Below are 25,313 nucleotides of genomic sequence, written 5' to 3'. Positions count from 1 at the left end.
TATGCTCGCTTTGATAAAACGTAATTTTTTACTTTATTTCCGCAACCGCAGTGGGGTAATTTTGTCCCTCTTCGGAGCCATTATTCCCTTTGTGCTTTATATCGTTTTTTTGAAAAATAATTACAAAGACCATTCCAGCCAGCTGATGGACTTGTGGCTGATTGGCGGCGTGATGGCAGTTACAGGATTAACGACCACCCTAGCAGCTTTCTCTCGGCAGGTCGAAGACCGGGAGCGGAAGGTGACAGACGACCTCTTTATCACAGACTTGGGACCATGGGGCTTGCAGCTTAGTTATCTTGTCAGCTCTGTTATTATCGGCTTTTTGATGCAGGTCATTATGTTTGCCTTTATGCTCAGCTATTTTACGCTGGCGGATAACATTTCCTTTGAGTGGGGAATCCTTCCTTACCTGGTTCTTCTGATGCTCTTAAATAGTCTCTTGGCCACACTGATAAATGCTCTGATTGTTCAATGCTTCAAATCACTGGATAGTCTGGGGAAATTGGCAACAGTAGTCGGAGCAACTTCTGGTTTTCTAGTGGGTACCTATATCCCCATTGGAACCTTGCCGAATATGGCGCAAAACCTGATGAAGCTTACGCCTTCTAACTACATGGCATCTCTTTTTAGACAGGTTCTCATGAAAGAAAGTCTAGCAGATACTTTTACTAATAGCAGCCAGTCACAAGCAGCTTTTGAAAAAACAATGGGAATTCGCATTGAATGGCAGGAGCTCTTGACAAGGACAGAAACTTTCTATATAGTTGGAATAGTTTTAGTTGCAATAGCGCTTATTTGGATGGTGCAAAATATGATTGCCATCCGCCGGCTGAAACTACAATAGAATGTGAATAGGGAGCTTCCTCTTGCAAGCAAAATTTGAAACAGATCCAACCATTTCATCCAAGGATCCGCTGGTTGTGGTCAAGGCAGACCAGCTAGGGGCAGAAGCCAAGGCCATCTTAGATTATTTAGAGCAGTACAAGGCAGGGCCAAGTGGCGTCCTGCCTATCAAGTCGGATGATAAGCTGGTCATGCTGAAAACTGAAGATATTATCCTAGCAGACATCAACCAGACAACTCTGATGATTTACAGTAGAGATGGCATTTACCAGACGACAGAGACCTTGACTCGCTTTCAGCAGCGGATTAGCAGCTCGAACTTTATCCAGGTTTCCCGGCATGCTGTCATCAATATTGACCATTTGGAGTCCTTGTCTGACAGCTTTTCTGGCAATATGACGGCCAAGCTGACCAATCAAATCAAAACCGAAGTCAGCCGTCGCTATGTCAAGCTCTTGATGGAATATCTGGGAATCTAGGAGGTAAGTGATGAGTATAAAAAAATGTCTACACGCTATATTAATGGGCATCCAAACAGGGAGTGCAGTCTATCTGATTGTCCTTGCTCTCTCTATTCAAAAAAATCCGCCCACAACAAGTAATATCGTCAGTGTCATGGTGATGAGCGGCTTGATTGGAATTATCAGTTCAATGTTAAAAACTCTTGAAGACCGATTCTCTTTTTCAGTCTCGATTTTACTGCATTTCGCCGCTGTCGCAGTCTTAGTATGCTGTTTCATGGTCTATAATAACTGGGGATTTTTAATTGCCAGCTGGCATTTCTGGTTTAATTTTATTCTGATTTATCTCTTTGTATGGCTCTTTCGTTACTTGGATACAAATCTTAAGACCAAGAAGATTAACAGCGCCTTGGCCAAGCGCAGAAAGGAAAAAGAAGGCAAGTAACTTGCTGAAAAACGTTCTGACAAGCATATCATAAAAACAAATGGAGCTGGATTGTATCCTGCTCCTGTTTTTTGTATCTAAAAAACCCAAGCTAGATTTTCTAGCTTGAGTTTTATGTGCTATTACACTCCCAATCTGATATGAGGGAAGTGGTTGTAGAGATAGTCAAAGGTTGACTGGAGTTTGGTGTCAGTTGTTTTACCAATGTTCTTAATAGGCATTTGGTATTTCTTTTGATTGTTTCGAACAGCAACTAAGGTTGAGTTTCTGTTTGAAGCAACGAAGCCGCGATGCATGGTGAGAATATGGTGGTAGAGATGGACGACCTGTTTGAGATCAATCGCCTTGAAACCTCGATAGTAGCTAATGAGATGGTCTTTATAAACAGCAGTTTTCAGCACATCGTCGTGGAAAGACGCTTGCTCCAGCAGGATATTGAGATTGTTCTTGGCCTCTGGATAGGCTGCATAGATTTCTTCGTAGGCAGCAATATTTTTCTTGCGGCCAATAATTCCTATAACGACAAAGAAAACACTGAGTCCAATCAAAAACAGAATGTAGAACATGAATGCAAGATTGTCAGATTCAAATTCAGTGATAGAGATATAGGAGCTGCTTGACATTACTGTGATGACTTCGGGATTGTCTGCTAGGAGACCGCGAACGAGGCTGCCATAATTAGAGATATATCCCTGATTTTTTTGGGGGGAGTTAGCATTAACATAGGAGCCAACAATTCGGACAGGATTTTTTTCTAGCTCTCCACTCTTCTCTTTTTCCAAGAGCTGGGTAATCTGCTTGTCCCCTTTTTTAGCCTGCAGACCAACATATCCGTCTTGGTAGGCAACCAGCCAAACTTGAGTATTATCTTCTACTTCAATCAGGGCCTCTGGGAAAATATATGACACTTCAGCATAGACTGCTGAATCTGCTCCAGACTCGCTATTTCGGTCATAGGCAGTCTTAGTGTTGACTTTTTGGTATTGGATAAAGCCCATTACTGCAGCAACAGCTAGAAAAACAAGAGAAATTACCAGTAGGGCGATGGTACCCTGGTTTCGTCTTTCCTTGAGCATAGCTCAACCTCCAAAATATAATCTAAAAAATAATTTGATAAGCAAACTGTCTTTTTTGTATAGTATAACATAAATGCTTGACAAGTGGCAAGATTGTGTTAAAATATGAATGAACACAAAATAAAATTCATTCACAAAAGAGGCATGGAAATGGATAAAAAAAATGAGCTCCTGGCTGCGGCTAGAGAAGTCTTTGCAGAAAAAGGCTATAAGGCAGCTGGAATTTCTGATATTGCTAAGAGAAGCCAGATGGCTGTCGGATCTTTTTACAAGTATTATGAGTCTAAGGAAGCCATCTTCTTGGAGGTTTATATAGCTGAAAATAGCCGTATACGTGAGGAAACCATGCGACGTGTGGACTGGCAGGGCGAGCCCGAGGCAATCGTTGAACAACTTTTTGCAGTCACTTTTGAGTTGATTTCGCCTAATAAAATTCTAGCTGAGTGGAACAAGCCAGGCATTTCTCAGATTCTGCACGATTACTATAATCAGGATTCCGGACGAGCGTCCAATGCCTTTCATCAGTTTCTGATTCAGACTTTCAGCCAGCGCTTGCAGGAAGAGGGTTTTTCGAAGGAGAAAATAGCTGAGATCATGAAGGTTTATGACTTGATTTACTACATAGACATGCATGTCACGGAGCAGGAATTTTCAGGCTACTTCGATAGTCTTGAGACTTTAGTGAAATATTTTGTTAAGGGAATTTTTTCCAAATAGAGGAAATTCCTTTACTTAGAAGCAAACATGAATGAATTTTTAAAATCATTCATTCACAAACAAAAGGAGGTGATGTCTTATGTAGTACGAATAGGAATTGGAAGGTATTCAAGAAACGTGATTGGATAAGTATAAAGTGAATTTTTTTTAGAAAGTTTTGAATGAATATTAGGAACTGTTCATTCAAAAATAGAAAGTGAGGAAAAGAATGAATAAGCAAGGAGGATTTGCCATGAGCGGATTGGCTATTTTAGGTATCTGTCTGGTCGCGATTGGTCTTTTGACCATTGGCTACGGAGGTGTAACAGTTGGTTTTAGTTTGAGTGTAGATTTTCAGTCATTTTTAGTTGGAGGTCTCATCGTTGTCCTAATCGGAGCAGCTTTGATTCCGGGCTTGCCGGCAGTTGTTAAGCTGACGGCACTGGCTTTGACAACTTTGTCATTGCTGATGTACATTCACATGATGCCAGATTTGGAGTTCATGCTTATGCTCATCTCAGATGTCGTGGTTTTAGGCTTTGCGGCATGGTTTGCTATCCTTTTTTTAAGAAAGTAGGTGATGAAGATGATTGTAGTTTATGATTCAAATACTGGTATTGGAAAACGATTTGCAGAATCACTGGGTTATCCGACCCAGAGCATCAAGGAGAAACTGGAAGTGCCCTGTATTCTCATTACTCGAAACGCTGGTGCTGGGAAAATTCCGTGGTCTACCAAACGCTTTATCAAGAAACATCCCGGGCTGATTAAAGGTTTTGTTAACAATGGCGACTCTGTTAAACACGGCCGGACCTTCTGCGGAGCTACTGCCCTGATTATCGAAAAATATGGGCTCCAGCATATCTGCGATATTGACCAAGGCGGAACTCCAGAAGATGTCAAGACTGTGCAGGCATTTTTGGCAGAGTGCTAGTCTCATCAAGTTTCGCATAAATGGAGGACTCGTATGTCTAGGTTCAAGAAAATTGGGAGCTTGTTTCTGGTTCCGATTTCTGTCTTTATCCTAACGGCCTGCGGGCATACACAGAAAGAGCTCGACACTTCAGATAAGACGGAAAGAAATTCTTCCAAACAAGAAGAAACAGATCAGAATCAGGTAGATGCAACTTCCAGTGCGTCACAGAAAGATTGACTTTTTTGTCAAAATAGAAGAGCGGAGTTTGTTCAATGATTTTTAGGTCATCTTTTGGCCTGTTTTGCGTATCAATAGGAGAGAGAAGGCTTAGCGTCTTCTTTCTCCTTTTTATGATAAAACCCTGTGAGCGTTCCTATAGTTTTTTAATAGTCAATATGGTACAATGAATTGGTATTGTCTTTCCAGTGTTTGTCAAAAAGGCAGAAAAACATGAAAAGAACGTGTTCGACTGGCTGGCCAATACGCTGTACTTTTAAACAAATTTTACTTGTGAGAAAGGAAGATTGCATGAATAAAAAACTGAGAGTATGGTTTCAGCTCATCATTCTCTGTCTAGGTGTGTTCCTGCCTTTCCTAGCCGGAATCCTTAAGGCTCATGCGGCGGAGCTCAATGATGTCATCACTGAGATGCACCTGACCACTAACTCTGGTGAGCAGCTGACCAATGGTGTGGATATCTGGCAGACCTTCCGTGTCTATGCTAAGTTTGCCCTGCCGGACAACCAAGCCCATGCGGGTGATACAACGGTGATTCATTTACCGAATGAGTTTACCTTTGGGAATTCCTCGGCTATTGAGCTCAAGGATGAAAACGGAGCTCTAGTGGCTAATGGAGTTCTGGATAGCGATGCCAAGACCATCACACTGACCTACACTGACTATGTGGAGCAGAAGTCCAGTGTCAGAGGCGAGTTTTTCTTTTATTCGCGGATTGACCACGAAGTTGTCACAGAGGAAAGGGATATTCCAGCTACTTTCACGGTAGGCAATAATAGAATTGCAGCTGGCAGCATTCACTATAATGGACCTCCGAAAAAGTATGAGTCTCTGCTAGAAAAGAGTGCTTTTCAGTGGGATGCTGATGCTAAGAATGAAATCCGCTACAATGTAGCCATTAACCGTAACATGGGCAACTACAAAAATGTCTCTGTGACGGACAAGCTGGGTGATACAAACGCTAAGATTGTTCAAGACTCTGTACGAGTTTATAAGGTTTCTTGGCGCTGGAATAATGGTGATTGGGCGCGTGATTCGACTGAAGATGTAACAGCAGACTTCCAGTCTAAGATGACCTTTGGCGCTGAAGGCGATAGCTTGACAATCAACTTCGGAGATGTAGAAGGCTTCGGCTACCTAGTTGAGTACAAGACGCTGGCCGACTATGATTTGGCTGATGGAGAGGTTGTAGGAAATAAGGCTACCATGAACTACAACAATACCGAGACAGTGTCTGTGACCAACGAGTACTCTTATCAGATTGCTGGTGGAAAGTCCGAAGGCTATAACTTCAAGGTTAAGGTCCACAAGACAGATGAGTCTAATGCTTCTCTGAGCGGTGCAGTCTTTGAAGTGGTGCGGAAAGCGACCAATAAGGTGGTTGGCACAATCACGACAGATGCAGATGGGAATGCGGAAGTTGGTAATCTTCTGCGCGACACTTATATCCTACGTGAAACGACTTCTCCAGCTGGTTACGATCGCCTGACAGAGGATATTACCATCAGTCCGACGGATTTTGGTAAGACTTTGAACGTAGGAAGTCCGGCTTCTGGAGATTCTGGAGACAGCAGATTGGTTGCAGTCAATGTAGTCAATAAACAAACTCAAACTCCAACAGATAAACAGGTAACGTTCAGCAAGGTTAATCTAGCTGGTGAAGAAATTGCCGGTGCTCAGATTCAGATTTTCAAGGGGCAGGAAAGCAAGGGCAGCCCTGTCGCGTCTTGGACTTCAGAAGCTGACCAATCTAAAGAAATTAACCTAAAGCCAGGTGTTTACACTTTCCATGAGGAAGCGGCTCCGACAGGTTATCTGGCTGTGACTGATATTGTCTTCCAAGTCAATGAAGATGGCACTGTAACAGTTCTAGACGCTAATAGCAATGCAGTGGAGTATACGGATGGTAAGTTGTTCATTACTGACCAAGCAGCACCAGCTGAACTTGGCACCCCTGATAAAGCAGTTCAAGGTGGTATTAAGCCAAATCAATCATCTGATTCTGATAAAGCAGCAGACGGTCAAGGAAAATCTAAAAAAGTTCTTCCTGCGACTGGCTCTGCTGAAAGTCTTGGACTAGTTCTTGCTGGTCTGGTAGTCCTGACTCTTTTAGGACTTTACCGTAAGACTCGACTGAGCAAATAAACAAAGAGAGGATAGAGCAGAATGCTTTATCTTCTTTTGTTTGCACATTTTTGGTCTAGCTTTATTGCAGCTTACTGAGCAATTTCTTCCAGTTACTCATGCTGGGCAGTCACTTACGGAAAAACCCTTGTTTTTGGCTCAGAATCCTCTATAATAAATGGCAAATAGAAAAAGGAGACAGAAGATATGACAGATACAAAAATACAAGAGAAGCTGAAGCCAGGTTTGAAGTTAGCGGATTTTCAAAAAGATGGAGACATCTATCTGGCGCTGAATCCGGACTATGTCTCAGGGGACAATGCCAAGTATATGACCATGTACAATCGCTTGGCTCGCTGGTATGATTTTGGTGAAAAATGGATAGGGCCACTTCTCCATGGCAAGGCAATTGACAAGCTGAGAAAGGACCAGATGGCAGAAATAGAATGGAAGGATCATCTATCCGTCCTTTATGTCTCTATCGGGACGGGTCAAGACCTGCGCTACATTCCTGAAAATATTGACCTGAAAAGCCTAGACTTTGTTGGGGCAGATATTTCTATAGGCATGCTAAAAAAATGCCAGAAATCCTGCGCCAAGAAGACCAATCTGAAGCTCTTTCATGCTTGTGCAGAGGACCTGCCCTTTGCGGATAATAGCTTTGACATCGTCTATCATATCGGCGGAATTAATTTCTTCAGCGATAAGGCCAAGGCCATGCAGGAAATGCTGCGAGTGGCTAAGCCAGGAACTAAGATTATGATCTCAGACGAGACGGCAGACTATGTGGACAAGCAATATAAGAAGAACCACTTCAGCAAGAACTATTTTAAGGACGCTACTGTTGATTTAGGAGAAATTGAGGCCGCTATACCGACAGGAGTCAAAGAGAAGGAGTTGAAACTCCTCTGGGACGGAAAATTTTATGTCCTGACGTTTAGGAAATAAATCAGAAGAACTGGACTTTGTTTCCGGTTTTTCTGCGTTATTGAGGACATTGATTGTCAGACGTAATTGACCCTAACAATAGTGGTTTGATTTGCGAATGAACCATATAAATCGTCCACCTCTTCTAAATGACAAAAAGGTAAACAAATGTTAAAAAAATCTTCTTTTGTGTATAGCCATTTTTCTTATAGTATGATAAAATGTAGATGTAATGTATCTATAAATGTTCGCTTTTTAGAAGTGGGCACTGACAAGATGGGGAAGCTCAGTTAGTATACAATTACATTGTACATTTAAAACTGAATATTGTGAGAAAGGAAAATTGCATGAACAAAAGGATTAGAGCATTGCTCCACCTTATTATTCTTTGTTTAGGAGTCATTTTGCCATCAGTAGCTCCTCTTACTCAGGTGCAAGCAGCTGAGTTTGGTGATGTTATCACTGAGATGAGCCTGAAGAATTCTTCAGGTGGTGATTTGACGCAGGGAATTGATATTTGGGAAACTTTTCGAGTTTACGCAAAGTTTGTCTTGCCGGATAACCAAGTACATCAAGGAGATACGACAAAAATCACCTTGCCTTCTGAGTATGCATTTGGGAACTCTTCAGCTATTGAGCTTAAAGACAGCTCGGATAATGTAGTGGCAAATGGATTTTTGGATTCAACCAACAAGACCATTACTTTGACCTATACAAATTATGTTGAGCAAAAGTCTGGTGTCCAAGGAGAATTCTTCTTCTATGCACGAGTTGACCATGATGTTGTGAGACAAGAAGGTGACTTGAATGGTGGATTTACCGTAGGAGGTCGGATGTTGTATCCGGGAATCGTCCATTATAATGGACCACCCAAAAGATATGACTCAAAAATTGAGAAGAGCTCTTATCAGGCAGCAGAAGACGGTAAGAATGAAGTTCATTACAATATTGCGATTAACCGCAATATGGAACATTATACCGATGTAACGATAACTGACAAGATTACCTCGCCTAATTTTAAAATCATGAGAGACTCAATTCGAGTCTATAAAATTGCTTGGCGCTGGAATAATGGAGATTGGGTGCGGGATTCAACAGAAGACGTGACAGCTAATTTCCAATCAAAAATTACGGAAAATGCTGCTGGTGATGGATTCACGATTGATCTTGGCGACATGGATGGTTTCGGGTATTTGCTGGACTATAAGACAAAAGCAGATTACGATCTTGTTGATGGTGAGCGTGTTTCCAATAGTGCTACCATGACCTATAACGGTGGTCAAACAACGACATCAGCTGAAAATCGCTCTTATCAGATTGCCGGCGGTGTTGGAGAAGGCTATGTTTTCACCATTAAGCTTCATAAGGTCAATGAAAATGGTGAGAACCTGCAAGGTGCAGAATTTGAAGTTGTTCGTGATCGGAGCGGAGCAGTTGTCGGAAAATTAACCACAGATTCTAACGGGAATGCCAACTTGGGTGACTTGTTGCGCGATGATTATACCATCCGTGAAGTGACTCCTCCTACAGGATATGATAAATTAACTGAGGAAATTAAGATTGGTTCCCAGGATTTTGGAACAGACAAATCTGTATCGCGCGAGATCGTCAATAAGAAGACGGTAACAGAGCAGGATGTAACTTTCAAAAAAGTAGATCCAAACGGGAAAGAAATTCCTGGTGCGCAACTGAAAATCTATAAAGGTGATCATGTTGATCAGGAAGAAGCTCCTGTTGCAGACTGGACTTCAGAAGAAAATACTTCTAAAGTCATAAAATTGTCTCCAGGAACCTATACACTGACTGAAGCGAACGCTCCTGCTGGTTATCAATATGTAGAAGACATCACATTTACAGTGGGTGCTAATGGTACTGTTGCTCTTGTGAAAAAAGGAGCAGAAGATACTGTTCAAGCAGCAGGTTCAATTCTGACGATTACCGACAAGGAGGACAATAGTCCTAAAGCCATTACCTTCAGTAAGGTCAACCTAGGTGGTACTGAGATTGCTGGTGCTCAAATTAAGATTTTCAAGGGCAACAAAGCGCAGGGTCAAGCAGTAGAAAGCTGGACATCCGAAGCTAATCAGTCTAAAGAAATCAATTTGGAGCCTGGTATTTACACCTTCCATGAGGAAGCAGCTCCAACTGGTTACCTGAAAGTAACCGACATCACCTTCCAAGTCAAACATGACGGCACAGTGGAAGTGACCAATGTCGGCGAGAAAGACTCCAAAGGTGAAAACAATAAGGTTGTGACTGACGGAGCAACCTTGAAGGTAACAGACAAGGATGACGACTCAGAACGAGATGTGACGATCAAGAAAGTAGATCCAAACGGGAAGGAAATTCCTGGTGCGAAATTGAAACTCTACAAAGGCAGTCAGATTCGTCCTGAAGCTAAGCCTCTTGCAGAGTGGACATCCGAAGCCAACGCATCTAAGGTAGTAAAATTAGCCCCAGGGACTTATTCTCTGAAAGAGAGCCTTGCTCCTGCTGGGTTTGTGGCTGTAGAAGATATAAAATTCACAGTTCATTCTGATGGTACCATTACTGTTGATGCTAAAGGAGCAACAGATTCTGTTGAAGCAAATGGCTTGGTTCTTACTGTAACCGATAAAGAGGACAATAGTCTTAAAGCCATTACTTTCAGTAAGGTCAGCCTCGGCGGTACAGAAATCGCTGGTGCAGAGATCAAGATTTACAAGGGCGATAAAGCTGAAGGAAATGCAGTCGAAAGCTGGACATCTGAAGCTAATCAATCTAAGGATATCAACTTGGCACCCGGCACTTATACCTTCCATGAGGAAGCTGCACCGACTGGCTATCTCAAAGTGACCGACATCACTTTTAAAGTCAAAACTGACGGAACAGTAGAAGTGACCAATGTTGGTGAGAAGGACGCTAAGGGTGAATCTAACAACGTTGCGACCAATGGTTCAACTGTTACAGTGACTGACAAGGATGATGATCTCCCACGTAAGGTGACCTTCAGCAAGGTCAACCTCGGCGGTACTGAAATCGCTGGTGCTGAAATCAAGATTTATAAGGGCGAAAAAGCTGAAGGCCAAGCAGTCGAAAGCTGGACTTCTGAAGCTGGTAAGTCTAAAGAATTAAACTTGACTCCAGGTACTTATACTTTCCATGAGGAAGCAGCCCCAACCGGCTACCTCAAAGTAACAGACATTACTTTCCAAGTAAAAACTGACGGAACAGTAGAAGTGACAAACGTTGGCGAGAAAGACGCTAAGGGCGAAGAGAACAAGGTCGTAACAAACGGTTCAACTGTTACAGTGACCGATAAGGATGATGATCTCCCACGTAAGGTGACTTTCAGCAAGGTCAACCTTGGTGGAACAGAAATCGCTGGTGCAGAGATCAAGATTTACAAGGGCGAAAAAGCTGAAGGGCAAGCAGTCGAAAGCTGGACTTCTGAAGCTGGTAAGTCTAAAGAATTAAACTTGACTCCAGGTACTTATACTTTCCATGAGGAAGCAGCCCCAACCGGCTACCTCAAAGTAACAGACATTACTTTCCAAGTAAAAACTGACGGAACAGTAGAAGTGACAAACGTTGGCGAGAAAGACGCTAAGGGCGAAGAGAACAAGGTCGTAACAAACGGTTCAACTGTTGCAGTGACTGACAAGGACGATGATCTCCCACGTAAGGTGACTTTCAGTAAGGTCAACCTTGGCGGTACTGAAATTGCCGGTGCAGAGATCAAGATTTACAAGGGCGAGAAAGCTGAAGGCGATGCAGTTGAAAGCTGGACATCCGAAGCTAATCAGTCTAAGGACATCAACTTGGCACCAGGTACTTATACCTTCCATGAGGAAGCAGCACCAACAGGCTACCTCAAAGTAACGGACATCACCTTCCAAGTTAAACATGACGGTACAGTGGAAGTGACCAATGTCGGCGAGAAAGACGCTAAGGGTGAAGAGAACAAGGTCGTAACAAACGGTTCAACTGTTACAGTAACCGATAAGGATGATGACCTTCCACGTAAGATTACCTTTAGTAAGGTAAGCCTTGGTGGTACTGAGATTGCCGGTGCAGAGATCAAAATCTACAAGGGCGAGAAAGCTGAAGGAAACGCAGTCGAAAGCTGGACATCCGAAGCTGGTAAGTCTAAAGAATTGAACTTGACTCCAGGTACTTATACTTTCCATGAAGAAGCAGCTCCAACCGATTACCTCAAAGTAACCGATATCACTTTCCAAGTCAAAACAGACGGCACAGTGGAAGTGACAAACGTTGGTGAGAAAGACGCTAAGGGCGAGGCTAACACAGTTGCGACCAATGGTTCCAAAGTGACAGTAACCGATAAGGATGATGATCTCCCACGTAAGGTAACCTTCAGTAAGGTCAACCTTGGTGGTGCTGAAATCGCCGGTGCTCAGATCAAAATCTACAAGGGCGAGAAAGCTGAAGGCACAGCAGTTGAAAGCTGGACATCTGAAGCTAACAAGTCTAAGGACATTAACTTAGCACCGGGCACTTATACTTTCCATGAGGAAGCCGCGCCAACTGGCTATCTCAAAGTAACTGACATCACATTCCAAGTGAACCATGATGGCACAGTGGAAGTGACAAATGTTGGCGAGAAGGACGCTAAGGGTGAATCTAACACCGTTGCGACCAATGGTTCAACTGTTACAGTAACCGATAAGGACGATGATCTTCCACGTAAGATTACTTTCAGCAAGGTCAACCTAGGCGGTACAGAAATCGCAGGAGCTCAAATCAAGATCTTCAAAGGCGACAAGGCAGAAGGTGCAGCCGTTGAAAGCTGGACATCCGAGGTTAATCAGTCTAAGGACATTAACTTAGCACCGGGAACTTACACCTTCCATGAGGAAGCGGCACCAACCGGTTACCTCAAAGTGACTGACATCACTTTCCAAGTCAACTATGACGGAACAGTGGAAGTGACCAATGTTGGTGAGAAGGATGCTAAGGGCGAAGCTAACACCGTTGCAACCAATGGTTCAACTCTGACCGTAACGGATAAAGACGATGATCTTCCACGTAAGGTGACCTTTAGTAAGGTCAACCTTGGCGGAACTGAGATTGCAGGTGCAGAGATTCAAATTTTCCAAGGCAAAGAGGCAACTGGTAATCCTGTAACGAAATGGACTTCAGAAGCAAATAAATCGTATGAGATTGAATTAGCTCCTGGAGTATATACCTTCCATGAAGCTGCAGCCCCAACTGGTTACCTAGCTGTTACTGACATTGTGTTCCAAGTGAATCTCGATGGCACAGTAACAGTTGTAAATGCCAATGGAAATACAATTGAATACAAGGATGGGACGTTAGTCGTAACTGACCAAACGAAACCGACTGGCCCAGAAAAGGATCCGTCTAAAAAAACAGATGAACCAGATCCGAAAAAATCAAATCAAGATAAACCTGGAGATAAGGGGAAGACGAAGAAAGTTCTGCCTTTTACAGGTACAGAGATCAGCTTTACGCTACTTGCCATAGGCTTGATTATCATAGTTGGTTGTGGGGTTTATTTCGGAATCCGTTTCAAAAAATAAAACAGAAAGCAAGTGTCAATGAACATTGACGCTTGTTTTTTTATGCTCTTGATGAATGAAGCTGATATACATCGTTGAATTTAGGGCTATTGATGCAGTTTAAGGGCAATCGAAAACTATTTTTTCTAAGTGACAAAAATGTAAGTTTAATGACTAAAATGAAAGGTTATCTTATGGCAGCTAGTCAAGGAATTCGGTATCCTATAAGTGTAAAGAAAAAGAAGATAACTATCTTCCAAACTAAAAATCAGATTTCAAGAAGGAGGCCCGCTATGAAAATCAATCTTTTTAACCATCGCCAAAGTAAACCTAAAGCTCAAAAGATTTCCAAGGAAGAAATCGAGAAGACTCGCCTAGGCTGCGCTTCCAGTCAATATTATTTCTGGCTGCAGTACAGTCACTGAGAGATTCCAGTATTTAAGGATAAGAGAAAGGTCAGTTGACTTTTCTCTTATCCGACTTGGAGTACAAGATGACAAAAATGTAAGATTGGCAGGCAAAATGAAAGATTAGGTTATGGAAACTTGTCTGTCTTTCCGGTATGATAGTAGTATCAAGTTAAATAAAGAAGAGGTTCGAGTATGACATTATTAGACGTACAGCACGTGAAAAAGATTTATAAAACCCGCTTTCAGGGCAGCCAAGTAGAGGCACTGAAGGACATTCACTTTACGGTAGAAAAAGGCGAATATGTCGCCATCATGGGGGAGTCGGGTTCTGGGAAATCCACCCTGCTCAACATCCTAGCCATGCTGGACAAGCCGACTGAGGGCCGCGTCTTTCTCAACGGGACTGACACAGCAACTATCAAGAACAGTCAGGCTTCCAGCTTCCGCCGCGAGAAATTAGGCTTTGTCTTTCAGGACTTCAATCTGCTGGATACCCTGTCGGTCAAGGATAATATTCTCCTGCCCCTGGTTCTCTCTCGCCGTCCCATTACCGAGATGATGCAAAAGCTGGTCACGACCTGCAATGAGCTGGGGATTAACAAACTCCAAGAGAAGTTTCCTTATGAGATTTCCGGTGGTCAGAAGCAGCGGGTTGCAGTGGCTCGGGCCATCATCACAGATCCTGAGATTTTGCTGGCGGATGAGCCGACAGGAGCCTTGGATTCCAAGTCTTCGGCAGCTCTGCTGGATGTCTTTGACGACATCAATGCACGCGGTCAAACTATTCTCATGGTGACCCACTCAACTGCAGCGGCTAGCCGCGCCAAGCGGGTGCTCTTTATCAAGGATGGGATTCTTTATAATCAAATCTTCCGTGGCGACAAGACCGATCGGCAGATGTTCCAAGAGATTTCCGATACTTTGACAGTTATGGCAAGTGAGGTGAAGGACTAGTGTTTCGATTAGCAGCAAAATTGGCGGTATCCAATCTGATTAAGAACCGCCGTCTCTATTATCCTTTTGCACTGGCTACTTGTGTGGCTGTAGCCATTTCTTATATTTTCAACTCCTTGGCTTTTAACCCCAATCTATCTAAAATGACAGGTGCCAGCTCTGTTATCCTCGTTTTGGTTCTAGGGGTTGTTATTGTGAACATCACAGCTGGAATTATTGTCTTTTATGCCAATCAATTTGTCATGAAGAATCGCTCCAAGGAGCTGGGGCTTTACGGTATGCTAGGTCTCAATAAACGCCATCTCTTTGTTATGACTTTTATTGAGCTTCTGATTTTTGGGTTGGTGGCTGTAAGCTTGGGGCTGACTATTGGTGTTCTCTTTGACCAGCTGATTTACGCCTTTTTGCTCAAGCTCATGGGTACCAAGGTGGTTCTGGTTTCGACATTTCAACCTTTTGTATTGGTATTGATTATCATATTCTATGCTTTTGTATTTTTCTGTTTGGTAATTAAAAATGGCTTTTACTTAAGAAAGTTTGATGCTCTGCAATTAGTCAAGGAAAAAAATAGCGGGGAGAAAAAGAGTCGCTTTTTACTCTTGCAAACTATTATTGGTATGTCTTCTCTCGCTTTTGGCTATTATCTTGCTTTAGGTGTATCTAATCCGATGGCAGCCATTATCATTTTCTTCGTGGCCGTACTTTTTGTTATTCTAGGGACTTATCTGCTTTTTAATGCAGGAACAACTGTTTTCTTGCAATTTTTGAAAAAGAAGAAGACGTTTTATTATCAGCCTGATAACATGATTTCGGTATCTAATCTAATTTTTCGAATGAAGAAAAATGCAATTGGTTTAGCGACGATTTCTATTTTGTCGACAATGGTTCTGGTTACCTTATCTGGTGGAGCCAACATTTATGCTGGTGGTGATTATATGCAGAATGCCATGTTCCCGCATGATTTCAGTATCCAAGGAAAAGAAGTAACAGGTGAGATACTGGACCAAGCTTTGACAGAGTTTGTTCAAGAGCAGCAGCTGCAGATTAGTAAAAAAGTTATTTACCAGTATTATACGATAGGAGTTAGCGGTCGAACTGGTAATCAGCTAGATATTTATTCTAAGGGACAGAAATCCTTCACTCCAAATCTTTATATTTTGGCCATTTCTGAGAGTGATTATCAAGGAATGACGGGTCAAAGTCTTCAGCTTAAAGATGATGAAATAGCCATATTTGAGCAAGGACTGGAACTAGACAGCAAAAAAGATTTACAGCTAGCTGATAAAAATTTGAAAATCAAGAAAAAATTAAAAGAAGATTTCGTTTTCGGTAATATACCCGATCCGATGAATATGATAGTGCCTGAAAAAATCTATATGGTAGCTAAAAATCCGAGTCAAATCTTTTCTTCATTGATGAACGATTACGCTGTCAATGTTAACTATTATGGAGGATTAAATCTCAAGCTTCCAAAAGAAGAACAGAGAAAACTCAAAGAAGCATACCAAGAAAAGCTAAGCAGTTTTAATACCACCTTACCTGAAAATCAAGCTATTTACGGTTCGGTGACAGCCTTTGATAAGCAAGAAATAAAAGGAATGCTAGGTGGTATGTTCTTTATTGGAATTTTCCTATCAATCGTTTTTATGCTTGGAACTGTTCTTATAATCTACTACAAGCAGATTTCTGAAGGCTATGAAGATCGAGAAGGCTTTGTTATTTTACAAAAGGTTGGATTGGACGAAAAACAAATCAAGAAAACAATTCGTAGGCAGATTCTGATAGTCTTCTTCCTACCGCTAATCTTTGCCTTTCTTCATTTGGCTTTTGCCTATCACATGCTGAGCTTGATTTTATCTGCTTTAGGGGTGCTGAATGCCACACTTATGTTAGTGGTGACTCTCGGCGTCTGCGCTCTGTTTATTGCAGTATATGTTGGTGTCTTTCTCATTACTTCTCGCAGCTATCGTAAAATTGTGGCTATGTGATAGCAGAGACAGGCATCATATACCTTTCATCTATTTTAAAGACCTAGGCTGAGATTGTTCTCAGCCTTTCTTTTTGGTAAATTTCTGAGAAGGATTCCTAAAAGGGAGGAAATATGATAAAATAGGGCGTTAATGCAATTAGGAGAATAAGAATAGATGGATATTTTTAGAAAAAAAGATGCCAGCAAGGATAGAACGGGCATGCGCCGTCACTTGAAAATTCCAGATTTGATTTTACTTGGTATTGGTGCCATGGTAGGAACTGGGATTTTTACCATCACAGGGACTGGAGCGGCCAAATATGCTGGGCCTGCTCTGACCGTTTCGATTGTCATTTCAGCTCTTTGTGTGAGTATTTCGGCCCTTTTTTACGCTGAGTTTGCTTCACGGATTCCGGCCAATGGCGGAGCCTACAGTTATATCTATGCGGTTCTGGGAGAATTTCCTGCTTGGCTGGCTGGTTGGCTGACCATCATGGAGTTCATGACCGCTATCTCAGGTGTTGCCTCTGGCTGGGGCTCTTATTTGAAAGGATTGCTTAGTGGCTTTGGTATCCAGCTGCCGGCAGCTCTGAATGGTACCTTCAATCCCAAAGCAGGTACTTATGTGGACTTGCTGCCCATTCTGGTCTTGGCCTTTGTTACGGGGGTTGTCCTTTTGAACTCAAAGGCCGCCCTGCGCTTCAACTCAGCCTTGGTGGTTTTGAAATTCTCAGCCTTGGCACTATTTATTATTGTAGGATTTTTCTTCATCAAGCCAGAAAATTGGTCTAACTTCGCACCTTTTGGCTTTGGGGAAATTTATGGCGGCAAGGTTGGTATCATGGCTGGGGCTTCGCTTATGTTCTTTGCTTTTCTAGGTTTTGAGTCCATTTCCATGGCGGTCGATGAAATCAAAGAGCCCCAAAAGAATGTTCCGCGTGGGATCGTCTTATCCTTGAGCATTGTGACCATTCTCTATATTTTGGTGACCTTGGTCTTGACTGGGGTTGTCCACTATAGCAAGCTGGATGTCTCAGATGCGGTGGCCTTTGCCTTGCGCAGTGTCGGACTTGGCTGGGCGGCTAACTATATCTCTGTCGTCGCTATTTTGACTCTGATTACTGTCTGCATTTCCATGACCTACGCCCTGTCGCGGATGATTTACAGTATTGCGCGTGATGGTCTCTTGCCTCGCTCTTTCAAAAAATTGACAGAGACCAGTCGGGTGCCAAAGAATGCAACGATTTTAGTAGGGATTGCCTCGGCTGTCTGTGCGGGCATGTTCCCTTTGGCTAGCATCGCTTCTTTCCTGAACATCTGTACCTTGGCCTATCTGATTTTATTGGCACTAGCTGTCTTAAAATTGCGGAAAGATCAAGGAATGCCAAAAGCTGGCGAATTCAAAACGCCTCTAGTACCTCTGACACCGATCTTGTCCATTATCATCTGCCTGTCCTTCATGACCCAGTATACCAAGGAAACCTGGCAGGCCTTTGGAATTGCCCTAGCGCTGGGAAGTCTCATCTATGCCTTCTATGGCTGTCGAAACTCAGAAATCGCTGTAAAAGAGAAGTAGAAAAGTATGAAGAAACTTAATCTAACCCAAAAGAAGAAATCTGGCTCTTTACCCTTGCTTTTATCGCCCTGATCTTATTGGCGATTGTGATTAATATTCAGCTGAACCAGCCCGAAGATATGAATGCTGAGTATGTTCGGCTTTGGAAGACAACTTGGCATGAGAAAAATAAAGACTGGCTCTATCCACTGAAAAATATCTGTCTTCTTATTCTGGCAGTTCTAGCTGGGTCTGGTTTGATGATTGCATTTTCCAAGAGTGAGAAATGGAAATAAGCTTCTGTAGATTTAAATAAAATCATCTTACAAAAATGTAAGATTGACGATGATAAATGTAAGGTAGAGACATGGAAAACGTGTCTCTATTTTGCTATAATCAGCTCAGGAATCCTCACAAGAAAGGTTGTGTGATTATGAAAAAAGTCCTTTTAGGTTGCTTGGGAACGGTGCTGATTTTGCTTGCTCTTTTAATAGGTTTTCTGGCCTACTTTGGTCCAGACTACGGCATTTTTCTTTTTCCACCTAGTCCGCAGGACTACGCTCGCTCGGTTGTGAAAAAGCTTGATTTCGGTCTTTATACGGACAAAGATTGGGAAAATGAGAAAAAGAAAGCCTTAGAGAAGCTTGGATCAGCCAAGACTTATCAAGATACCTATCCCGTCTTGGAAGAATTAACCAAAGAGGCTGGCGGAAAGCATTCTTATTTTTTAAGTCCACAGGATAATCCCGAAAATAGTCCAGAAAGCAAAAATCAGCCTGAAGTGCAGAATCGGGAGGGAATTCTCTATTTAAAAGTTCCTGCTTTCACTGGTGATGCACAGGCAACGAAGGCTTATGCCAAGAAACTGTCAGCAGCTCTTAAAAGGGATGACTATCAGGCGGTTCTTGTGGATCTGAGAGATAATACCGGCGGGAATATGTATCCGATGATTGCTGGACTGTCCTCTCTTCTGCCTGATGAAGACCTCTTCCAATTTGTTTATAAAAATGGGAGCAAGAGCGCGGTTTCTCGATTAGATGTTCTTCAGCAGCTTGGTCTGGAGCAGACTGATGAGAAAGCAAAGAAAGTGCAAATAGCCGTCCTTATCAATGGGAAGACAGGCAGCTCAGGAGAAATGACTGTTTTAGCTTTTAAGGGACTGGAAAACGTCAAAATATTTGGTCAGCCAACGGCAAGCTATACTACGGGAAATAATTATTATCAACTGTATGATGGAGCGGTTTTGCTCTTGACTACCTCGAGTATCTTAGATCGCACGGGCAAGCTTTATGAGAATGAGGCAATTCAGCCAGATATCCAAACAGACCAGCCTTTAGAAGAGGCGGAGTCTTGGTTGAAGGGACAGATAGGAGAATAGTTCATTGAAAGCAGTCAAAGAGACTGCTTTTCTGCTATAATAAAGAGAAGAACGAGGTGACAGATGATTCGTAAAGTAAAACTAAGAGATGCTGCAGCCATTCAGCGACTCAATGATGAGTGTCTGGGCTACGATTTCGATAGGGAAGCGACGAAGGCTCAACTGAAAAAGTTACTAGAGAATGACCAGCATTTGATTTTGGTAGCTGAAGAAGACGGTCAGGTCATAGGCTACGCTCATGCGGCTAGCTACGACTGTCTCTATTTCCCGTCCTTGCTCAATCTCTTGGCTTTGGCCGTCGCTCAGGATTTTCAAGGGCAGGGACATGGCAGAGCGCTGATGCAAGCTTTGCGTGAAGAGGGAAAAGCAGCAGGCTACACAGGAATTCGGATTAATTCAGGCATTTCCCGCTCCGCAGCCCATGAATTTTATCGCAGCCTCGGCTGCAGCGAAAAAGCAGACCAGAAACGATTTTATTGGGAGTTTTAGAGAAAGGAGGAGTAGATGATGATTGAACCACTAACTCAGCAACATGCTTTAGAAATTGCTAACAACTGGCATTATGAGGCGCCTTATGATTTTTATGATATGAAAAATGACCTGGAAGATTATGAAGAAATGATTTCCCCAAAAGCGCGTGGGGACCGTTATTATCAAGTCTTGCGGGATGGGAAATTCTATGGATTTTTTTGCTTGGAGCAGAAGGGAGAGCGAACTTTGGAGCTTGGTTTGGGGATGAAGCCGGAGCATTGCGGAAAAGGTCAGGGCGCTGCATTTTTGCAGGAAATTCTGGACTTTATCAAGAAAAAATTTGCGCCCCAAGTCATAAGTTTATCCGTGGCTGATTTCAATCACCGAGCCCAACAGCTTTATCTCAACATGGGGTTTGAAGTGGTGAGGCGCATCCCGCAGGAAAGCAATGGTGATATTCATCTCTTTGTGGAGATGGAGAAGAAGGTCTAATTTTAGACTTTATTTCAAAGCAGCAGATAAACTTGTTGACAGTCAAGAAAAAGTTGTTCAACATACTTATGACTACTGGCGGCTAGTAGGGAATTTGTCAAAGATTACCAATAAACAAAAGGAGAAAACCATGACATTTGAAGAGATTTTACCTGGCCTTAAGGCCAAGAAAAAATATGTGCGTACAGGCTGGGGCGGGGCAGAGAACTACGTCCAGCTCTTTGACACGATTGAGCAGAATGGGGTGGCTCTCGAGGTGACACCCTATTTCCTCATCAATGTTTCTGGTGAGGGGGAGGGCTTCTCCATGTGGAGTCCGACTCCTTGCGATGTGCTCGCGACAGATTGGGTGGAAGTAGATGACTAAGACAGTACTGGTGACGGGAGTTAGCTCAGGCATCGGCCGAGCTCAGGCTCTGACTTTTTTGGAAAATGGCTACCGGGTTTATGGGGTGGACAAGGATGAAAATCCTGGCTTTCTCAATGAGCTTCGTTTTGTCAAGATGGATTTGACAGGGGATTTGACACCGCTCTTCACCAGCTTGCCCGAGGTGGATATTCTCTGCAATACAGCAGGTATTTTGGACGATTATCGTCCCCTGCACGAGACCAGCGACGAGGACTGGGAGCAGATTTTTGCGCTCAATCTGACCGCTACCATGAAAATCACTCGCTTTTATCTGCAGAAAATGCTGGAGAAAAAGTCTGGTATCATCATTAATATGTGCTCGATTGCTAGCTTTCTGGCTGGCGGCGGCGGTGCTGCCTATACAGCCTCTAAGCATGCTCTGGCTGGCCTGACCAAGCAGATAGCCTTAGACTATGCGGATAAAAATATCCAAGTCTTTGGCTTGGCGCCAGGCGCTGTCAAGACAGCTATGACTGCCGCCGACTTTGAGCCAGACGGACTGGCAGACTGGGTTGCTGAGGAAACGCCGATCAAGCGCTGGTTAGACCCTCAGGAAATAGCTAATGTTAGCCTCTTTCTAGCTAGTGGCAAGGCAGCTGCTATGCAGGGCGAGATTATCAAAATTGACGGTGGCTGGAGTTTGAAGTAAGTAAATGAATAATGAAAACAATGAAAAAGCTAAGAACCTTTTCCAAACCTGGGCCAAAAATATGGTACTTTACGGTTTGGATGCTGGCCTAGGACAGTTCTTCATGAATGCGCCTGAGACATCTTGCCTTTACCAACTAGGAAATTTCATTTTTCCGGCTGGTCAGGTGGATTGTTATTTTTGGCAAGAGTACATCACAAAATACAGCTTGGCTGACAAGGTCATTATCTCCGAGGAATCTAGCTGGCAAGAGTTTCTGGATAGTCAGAGTGAGCTGCAGCAGTTCACTCGCTATGCTTTTGCGGACAGGGCTTCCTTTGACACAGAGGCTTTGGAGAAATGGCAGAGCAGACTACCAGCAAATTACTACCTTAGTCCGATTGATAAGGAGAGTTATGAGCGTTTGGCTGAGGAAGTCTGGTCTCAGGATTTGCAGGGAGACTTTTCCGATTTTGACCATTTTCAAGCGGCGGGTGGCTTTGGCTTTTTACTCTATTCCGGGAAGGAAATCATCGCTGCTGTATCAACGGGATTGGTCTATTATGGAGCCCTTGAGATTGAAATTGCTACCAAGCCGGCCTACCGAAGACAAGGCTTGGCCAAAATCTTGGGTGCCCAGATGATTCTAGAAGCCCAAAACCGCTCACTCTTTCCTCTCTGGGATGCGCATAATGAAGCTTCTAAGAAGGTTGCAGAAAGCTTGGGCTATCAGAGTCTAGGAGTTTATCCGGCCTATGAATGGAAAGGGACTTTTGACCAATGAAGAAAAACCAAAGCTATGACTTAAAAGATATCATTCAGGCTGTAAAGTCGGAAAAGCTAGATGATGATTTCTGTTTGTATGCTAAGGAAAATGGAGAACTGAATTTTCAGGACAGCTACTTGCTTCCTTGTTGGTAAAGTTTTTGTCCTTTAGGGCAAAAATCATGGCTATTGTTATCATTAAAGCAAACCAAAAGGCGGGAATGAGAATAGGAGAAAGCATTTCGCGAAGGGCTGGTGCAATAGCGCTGAGTAGCCGACTAAGGAGAATTCCTGTTAAGGGAGTTGTTAGGGCAAACCAGCGCGGGTAAGCCGTTTTCTTACTCAAAACGAGGATAACAATAAATAGGAGAAGTACAGCCATAAGTACGAAATAAATAAGCAGAAAGTTATTTTTCACTATTGAAAAGCTTTCTAGTAATTTTGCAATATCGGCAGAGGGATTATGGGCATACAGCCGCGAAGTGGCGGCAAAATAGAAATAGCTGGTGTGGAGGAAAACACAGACAGTCATGAGAATCCAAGCTCCTACTATTCCTAGCCATTTTTGTCTCAGCCCGATAGAGAGGATATAGACGCCCATTCCTAAAAGCGGGAAAAGAAGTAAGGCATAGCCTGCAAAATCAACTTTCCAAGCTGCTAAATCAGGCATGTGCTGCCAAAATCCCTTTCCAAAACCGTCAGAGATAGCAATCAATATATCTGCAACATAAATCAGCCAGCTTCCTAAAATAGACCAGGGAGCCCAGCGACGGATCGTTTTTTGAGTCATAAGCGCCTCCTTTAGACTTGTGTTACTAACATTTTACTAAAGGTTTGTTACGGAAGCAAGTTTCGAAATGCCTAGAGGCTATAAAATGGTGTCTGCTTTCTATGTAAGGGGATGAAATGATTTCAGAAAGTGTGGGAAATGTTTGATTTTTGGGCTCTTTGTCAACTGTAGTGGGTTGATGAGAAGTTATAATCTGGAGAGGACTAAATCAGTCCTCTCCTTTTTGATGTTCAAAGCGATGAGGATTCTAGTTTTAAAATTGTCAAAGTTCCGAAATCCGAAAGCGTTTCGCTTGATGACTTTGATGAGGTTGTTAGTAGCTTCTAGTTTTGTGTTTGAGTAGGGCAGTTCCAGTGCGTTCAGGATCTTATCCTTGTTTTTCAAGAAGGTCTTAAAAACAGTTTGAAAAATAGGATTTACATAAGAAATGGTATCTTCAATGAGTCCAAAGACAAGTAAGGGAGCAGGAGCTGGAGTTGATTTATTACGGTGAAGATTTTGCGGATGTTCTCTTGTCAGTTATGGAGCAGAAAGCAGAAGCAACTGACCAAGAGTGTTTACAGGCTCTGCTTTACTATTATGATCATGATGACTTTATGGATTTTGATAAAGATACAGTTTTGTAGGAAGATGTTTATAAACAATAATTATCATTTTAGAAAGACAGGAGTAAAGATGACCCTAAAAGAAATGTGGCAGGCATACAAGAAAATCAATCCGGCGATTGGTGACGAGATTGATGCCTGGGCCTTCGGTGTCCAAGCAGACCAACTGGCTGATTTGGTGCTTCGTGGTGAAAAGACAGCGACGGCTTCGGTCTATGAGCTCTATAAGTTTGAAAATGAGCCTCTACCTCAAGTAGGAACTTTCGATATCATACTAAACAGCCGGAATAGAGCCGTCTGTATCATCGAAATCACCAAAGTCTCTGTGCTGCCTTTTAATGAGATTTCAGCCGAACACGCTTTTAAGGAAGGAGAAGGAGACAAATCCTTGGCCTACTGGCAGCAAGTCCATGAGGAATTTTTTACGGAGTGTCTGGTGGAAGCCGATTTGGAATTTTCCCAAGAAACGGGTGTCGTCCTAGAAGAATTTCGCAAGGTCTATCCGCTGGATCAAGCTTAAGTCTATTTTTGAATAGGCTTTTTGTTTGTCCTTGATAAATCGAAACAAAAATGTTACTATTAGGTATATAAAGAAATCGTAATTTGGAGGAGAAATGGACAAATTAATTTTAGGCTTACTCATGATAAAACATTTTACAGTTTATGAAATTCGTCAGGTGATGCGGCAAAATTTCAGCTCTATGTGCAGTGACAGTCTAGGTAGTATCCAAGCAGCCTTAAAAAAACTGTCCCAGCAAGGAGCAGTGACTTATTCGGAGTATGTAGAAAAAGGAAAAATGAAGAAGGAATATGCCATTACTGCTTCGGGACGAATCTTGTTTTTGGAGTGGCTTAAAACGCCTATCGACATGAGCAAGAACAAGAATATGGACTTGGGAAAATTCCTCTTTATGGGTTACCTGCCCAAGAAAGAGCAGCTTCAGATGCTGGATTTGACCATTGAGGGACTGGAAGTTGAAGTCCAAGAGTTTGAAGCTGTCAAAGACGCGATTCGTTTTACGGAGGAGCAGGAAAAGGTAAAAGCCTATCTAGAGCAGAACAGCCACCTGGCTACAGAGCTGATAGAGACCAGTCAGGCAGGTGATTTAGCTGAAAGTATTTCCCAGATTGGCTATTTTGAAATGAAGACGCTCGAATTTGGGCTTGATTCTGCTCGCTTTCAGTTAGACTTGTTTACCAAGCTTCGCCAGCAGTTGGCTGAAAATGAGAAAGAGGGCTGAGATACTAAGTATTCAAAAAGCAGCGGCTACTTGCCATGTCGATACATTTGGCAATGACTTTGAGAGTTTGAAAAACCAATTAGCATTTCTTCCGCTACAGGATATATAGAGTATGTACTCGTGGATGTGGCTTATTGGAACCAAGGGATTGCTGGTCGGCTCCTGACAAAGGATTTAAAGAATTGATCTGGACGGAGTGATTGGCCAATAAAGAAGAAAACCTTAATGGGAAGACAGAAATTGATTAAAGTCTGCAATCTATATAAATCAACAATTCATAAGTCCAAAGAAACTAATTTTTTACCAGTCTTCAAAGACCATTTCTGAAAAAGATTGAAAATAGGTCCAAAAAAGCTTATAATAAAAGCTATAAAACGACAGAAAGCTTCTAGGAGG

At 42.7% G+C, this 25,313-nt stretch carries 24 protein-coding genes and 3 pseudogenes; 24 read left to right on the top strand and 3 right to left on the bottom strand.

What is annotated here, in order from left to right; genetic code table 11:
* Nucleotide 1 precedes the first annotated feature (1 nt).
* From J1C77_RS08495 to J1C77_RS08485, 3 genes are read left to right on the top strand one after another with little or no spacing between them, the layout of a single operon-like run.
* The gene (locus tag J1C77_RS08495; RefSeq protein ID WP_002920654.1) at nucleotides 2-847 is read left to right on the top strand and encodes an ABC transporter permease; all 846 of its coding nucleotides are present in this window, start codon (nucleotides 2-4) and stop codon (nucleotides 845-847) included.
* 22 nt (nucleotides 848-869) lie between these two features.
* On the top strand, nucleotides 870-1,325 hold the full coding sequence (locus J1C77_RS08490) for a LytTR family DNA-binding domain-containing protein (RefSeq protein ID WP_002920656.1): 456 nt from the start codon (nucleotides 870-872) through the stop codon (nucleotides 1,323-1,325).
* 10 nt (nucleotides 1,326-1,335) lie between these two features.
* Nucleotides 1,336-1,752 carry a DUF3021 domain-containing protein gene (locus J1C77_RS08485; protein WP_002905055.1) on the top strand — a complete coding sequence of 139 codons (417 nt, stop codon included), beginning with the start codon at nucleotides 1,336-1,338 and terminating at the stop codon, nucleotides 1,750-1,752.
* Between the two features lie 122 nt (nucleotides 1,753-1,874).
* Here J1C77_RS08485 and J1C77_RS08480 read toward each other — a convergent pair whose 3' ends face one another.
* A complete protein-coding gene (locus J1C77_RS08480; RefSeq protein WP_002920657.1) occupies nucleotides 1,875-2,828 on the bottom strand; it encodes a hypothetical protein in 954 nt (317 codons plus the stop codon).
* A 105-nt stretch (nucleotides 2,829-2,933) separates the two neighbouring features.
* On the opposite strand from J1C77_RS08480, the gene J1C77_RS08475 reads away from it, so the two are divergent.
* The 18 genes and pseudogenes from J1C77_RS08475 to J1C77_RS08390 all read left to right on the top strand — a co-directional run bounded on the left by J1C77_RS08475 (nucleotide 2,934) and on the right by J1C77_RS08390 (nucleotide 22,300).
* Complete coding sequence (locus J1C77_RS08475; protein ID WP_002920658.1) at nucleotides 2,934-3,545, top strand: TetR/AcrR family transcriptional regulator; 612 nt, start codon at nucleotides 2,934-2,936, stop codon at nucleotides 3,543-3,545.
* A gap of 208 nt (nucleotides 3,546-3,753) precedes the next feature.
* The gene (locus tag J1C77_RS08470) at nucleotides 3,754-4,101 is read left to right on the top strand and encodes a hypothetical protein (RefSeq protein ID WP_002899843.1); all 348 of its coding nucleotides are present in this window, start codon (nucleotides 3,754-3,756) and stop codon (nucleotides 4,099-4,101) included.
* A complete protein-coding gene (locus tag J1C77_RS08465; protein ID WP_002920660.1) occupies nucleotides 4,102-4,458 on the top strand; it encodes a class Ib ribonucleoside-diphosphate reductase assembly flavoprotein NrdI in 357 nt (118 codons plus the stop codon).
* A 33-nt stretch (nucleotides 4,459-4,491) separates the two neighbouring features.
* Nucleotides 4,492-4,677, top strand: coding sequence for a hypothetical protein (locus J1C77_RS08460; protein ID WP_002920661.1), 186 nt, complete (start codon nucleotides 4,492-4,494; stop codon nucleotides 4,675-4,677).
* 291 nt (nucleotides 4,678-4,968) lie between these two features.
* Nucleotides 4,969-6,822, top strand: coding sequence for a SpaA isopeptide-forming pilin-related protein (locus J1C77_RS08455; RefSeq protein WP_002920662.1), 1,854 nt, complete (start codon nucleotides 4,969-4,971; stop codon nucleotides 6,820-6,822).
* Nucleotides 6,823-7,008: 186 nt separating this feature from the next.
* Nucleotides 7,009-7,749, top strand: a complete 741-nt coding sequence (locus J1C77_RS08450) for a class I SAM-dependent methyltransferase (RefSeq protein WP_002920663.1) — start codon at nucleotides 7,009-7,011, stop codon at nucleotides 7,747-7,749.
* Between the two features lie 326 nt (nucleotides 7,750-8,075).
* Entirely contained in the window at nucleotides 8,076-13,271 is a 5,196-nt protein-coding gene (locus J1C77_RS08445) for a SpaA isopeptide-forming pilin-related protein (protein ID WP_002920664.1), read from the top strand.
* Nucleotides 13,272-13,543: 272 nt separating this feature from the next.
* A complete protein-coding gene (locus J1C77_RS08440; RefSeq protein ID WP_009659231.1) occupies nucleotides 13,544-13,675 on the top strand; it encodes a hypothetical protein in 132 nt (43 codons plus the stop codon).
* 177 nt (nucleotides 13,676-13,852) lie between these two features.
* Nucleotides 13,853-14,614, top strand: a complete 762-nt coding sequence (locus tag J1C77_RS08435; RefSeq protein ID WP_002920667.1) for an ABC transporter ATP-binding protein — start codon at nucleotides 13,853-13,855, stop codon at nucleotides 14,612-14,614.
* Nucleotides 14,614-16,602 carry an ABC transporter permease gene (locus tag J1C77_RS08430; RefSeq protein ID WP_002920668.1) on the top strand — a complete coding sequence of 663 codons (1,989 nt, stop codon included), beginning with the start codon at nucleotides 14,614-14,616 and terminating at the stop codon, nucleotides 16,600-16,602. The genes J1C77_RS08435 and J1C77_RS08430 overlap by 1 nt, the downstream gene beginning before the upstream one ends.
* Before the next feature lie 156 nt (nucleotides 16,603-16,758).
* Nucleotides 16,759-18,159: an amino acid permease gene (locus tag J1C77_RS08425; protein ID WP_002920669.1), complete on the top strand. Its 1,401-nt coding sequence runs from the start codon at nucleotides 16,759-16,761 to the stop codon at nucleotides 18,157-18,159.
* Between the two features lie 6 nt (nucleotides 18,160-18,165).
* Nucleotides 18,166-18,434: pseudogene (locus J1C77_RS08420) on the top strand (hypothetical protein).
* Between the two features lie 71 nt (nucleotides 18,435-18,505).
* Nucleotides 18,506-19,516: a S41 family peptidase gene (locus J1C77_RS08415; protein ID WP_002920671.1), complete on the top strand. Its 1,011-nt coding sequence runs from the start codon at nucleotides 18,506-18,508 to the stop codon at nucleotides 19,514-19,516.
* A 63-nt stretch (nucleotides 19,517-19,579) separates the two neighbouring features.
* A complete protein-coding gene (locus J1C77_RS08410) occupies nucleotides 19,580-20,005 on the top strand; it encodes a GNAT family N-acetyltransferase (RefSeq protein ID WP_002920672.1) in 426 nt (141 codons plus the stop codon).
* Between the two features lie 15 nt (nucleotides 20,006-20,020).
* Entirely contained in the window at nucleotides 20,021-20,479 is a 459-nt protein-coding gene (locus J1C77_RS08405) for a GNAT family N-acetyltransferase (protein ID WP_002920674.1), read from the top strand.
* A gap of 130 nt (nucleotides 20,480-20,609) precedes the next feature.
* On the top strand, nucleotides 20,610-20,846 hold the full coding sequence (locus J1C77_RS08400; RefSeq protein WP_002899859.1) for a DUF2829 domain-containing protein: 237 nt from the start codon (nucleotides 20,610-20,612) through the stop codon (nucleotides 20,844-20,846).
* A complete protein-coding gene (locus J1C77_RS08395) occupies nucleotides 20,839-21,537 on the top strand; it encodes a 3-oxoacyl-ACP reductase (RefSeq protein WP_002913309.1) in 699 nt (232 codons plus the stop codon). Before J1C77_RS08400 ends, J1C77_RS08395 begins: the two co-directional genes overlap by 8 nt.
* A gap of 4 nt (nucleotides 21,538-21,541) precedes the next feature.
* Complete coding sequence (locus tag J1C77_RS08390) at nucleotides 21,542-22,300, top strand: GNAT family N-acetyltransferase (protein ID WP_002920675.1); 759 nt, start codon at nucleotides 21,542-21,544, stop codon at nucleotides 22,298-22,300.
* Nucleotides 22,301-22,381: 81 nt separating this feature from the next.
* On the opposite strand, the gene J1C77_RS08385 is transcribed toward J1C77_RS08390, so the two are convergent.
* Both J1C77_RS08385 and J1C77_RS08380 read right to left on the bottom strand, forming a co-directional pair.
* Nucleotides 22,382-23,071, bottom strand: coding sequence for a DUF6796 family protein (locus J1C77_RS08385; RefSeq protein ID WP_032909682.1), 690 nt, complete (start codon nucleotides 23,069-23,071; stop codon nucleotides 22,382-22,384).
* 186 nt (nucleotides 23,072-23,257) lie between these two features.
* Nucleotides 23,258-23,521: pseudogene (locus tag J1C77_RS08380) on the bottom strand (transposase); the annotation flags it as partial.
* On the opposite strand from J1C77_RS08380, the pseudogene J1C77_RS08375 reads away from it, so the two are divergent.
* The 3 genes and pseudogenes from J1C77_RS08375 to J1C77_RS08365 form a co-directional block, all read left to right on the top strand.
* Nucleotides 23,521-23,697, top strand: a pseudogene (locus tag J1C77_RS08375) (DUF7716 domain-containing protein); the annotation flags it as partial. The pseudogenes J1C77_RS08380 and J1C77_RS08375 overlap by 1 nt on opposite strands.
* Nucleotides 23,698-23,746: 49 nt before the next feature.
* Nucleotides 23,747-24,196 (top strand): ASCH domain-containing protein, encoded by a 450-nt coding sequence (locus tag J1C77_RS08370; protein WP_042762773.1) that lies wholly within the window; start codon nucleotides 23,747-23,749, stop codon nucleotides 24,194-24,196.
* Nucleotides 24,197-24,290: 94 nt separating this feature from the next.
* Nucleotides 24,291-24,917: a PadR family transcriptional regulator gene (locus J1C77_RS08365; RefSeq protein ID WP_002920679.1), complete on the top strand. Its 627-nt coding sequence runs from the start codon at nucleotides 24,291-24,293 to the stop codon at nucleotides 24,915-24,917.
* The last annotated feature ends 396 nt before the right edge of the window (nucleotides 24,918-25,313 follow it).

This window comes from Streptococcus sanguinis (assembly GCF_050223295.1).
Classification (GTDB): Bacteria; Bacillota; Bacilli; order Lactobacillales; family Streptococcaceae; genus Streptococcus; species Streptococcus sanguinis_X.
Note: the sequence above shows the minus strand (reverse complement) of the source record. Positions and strands in the feature narration are given on the sequence as shown.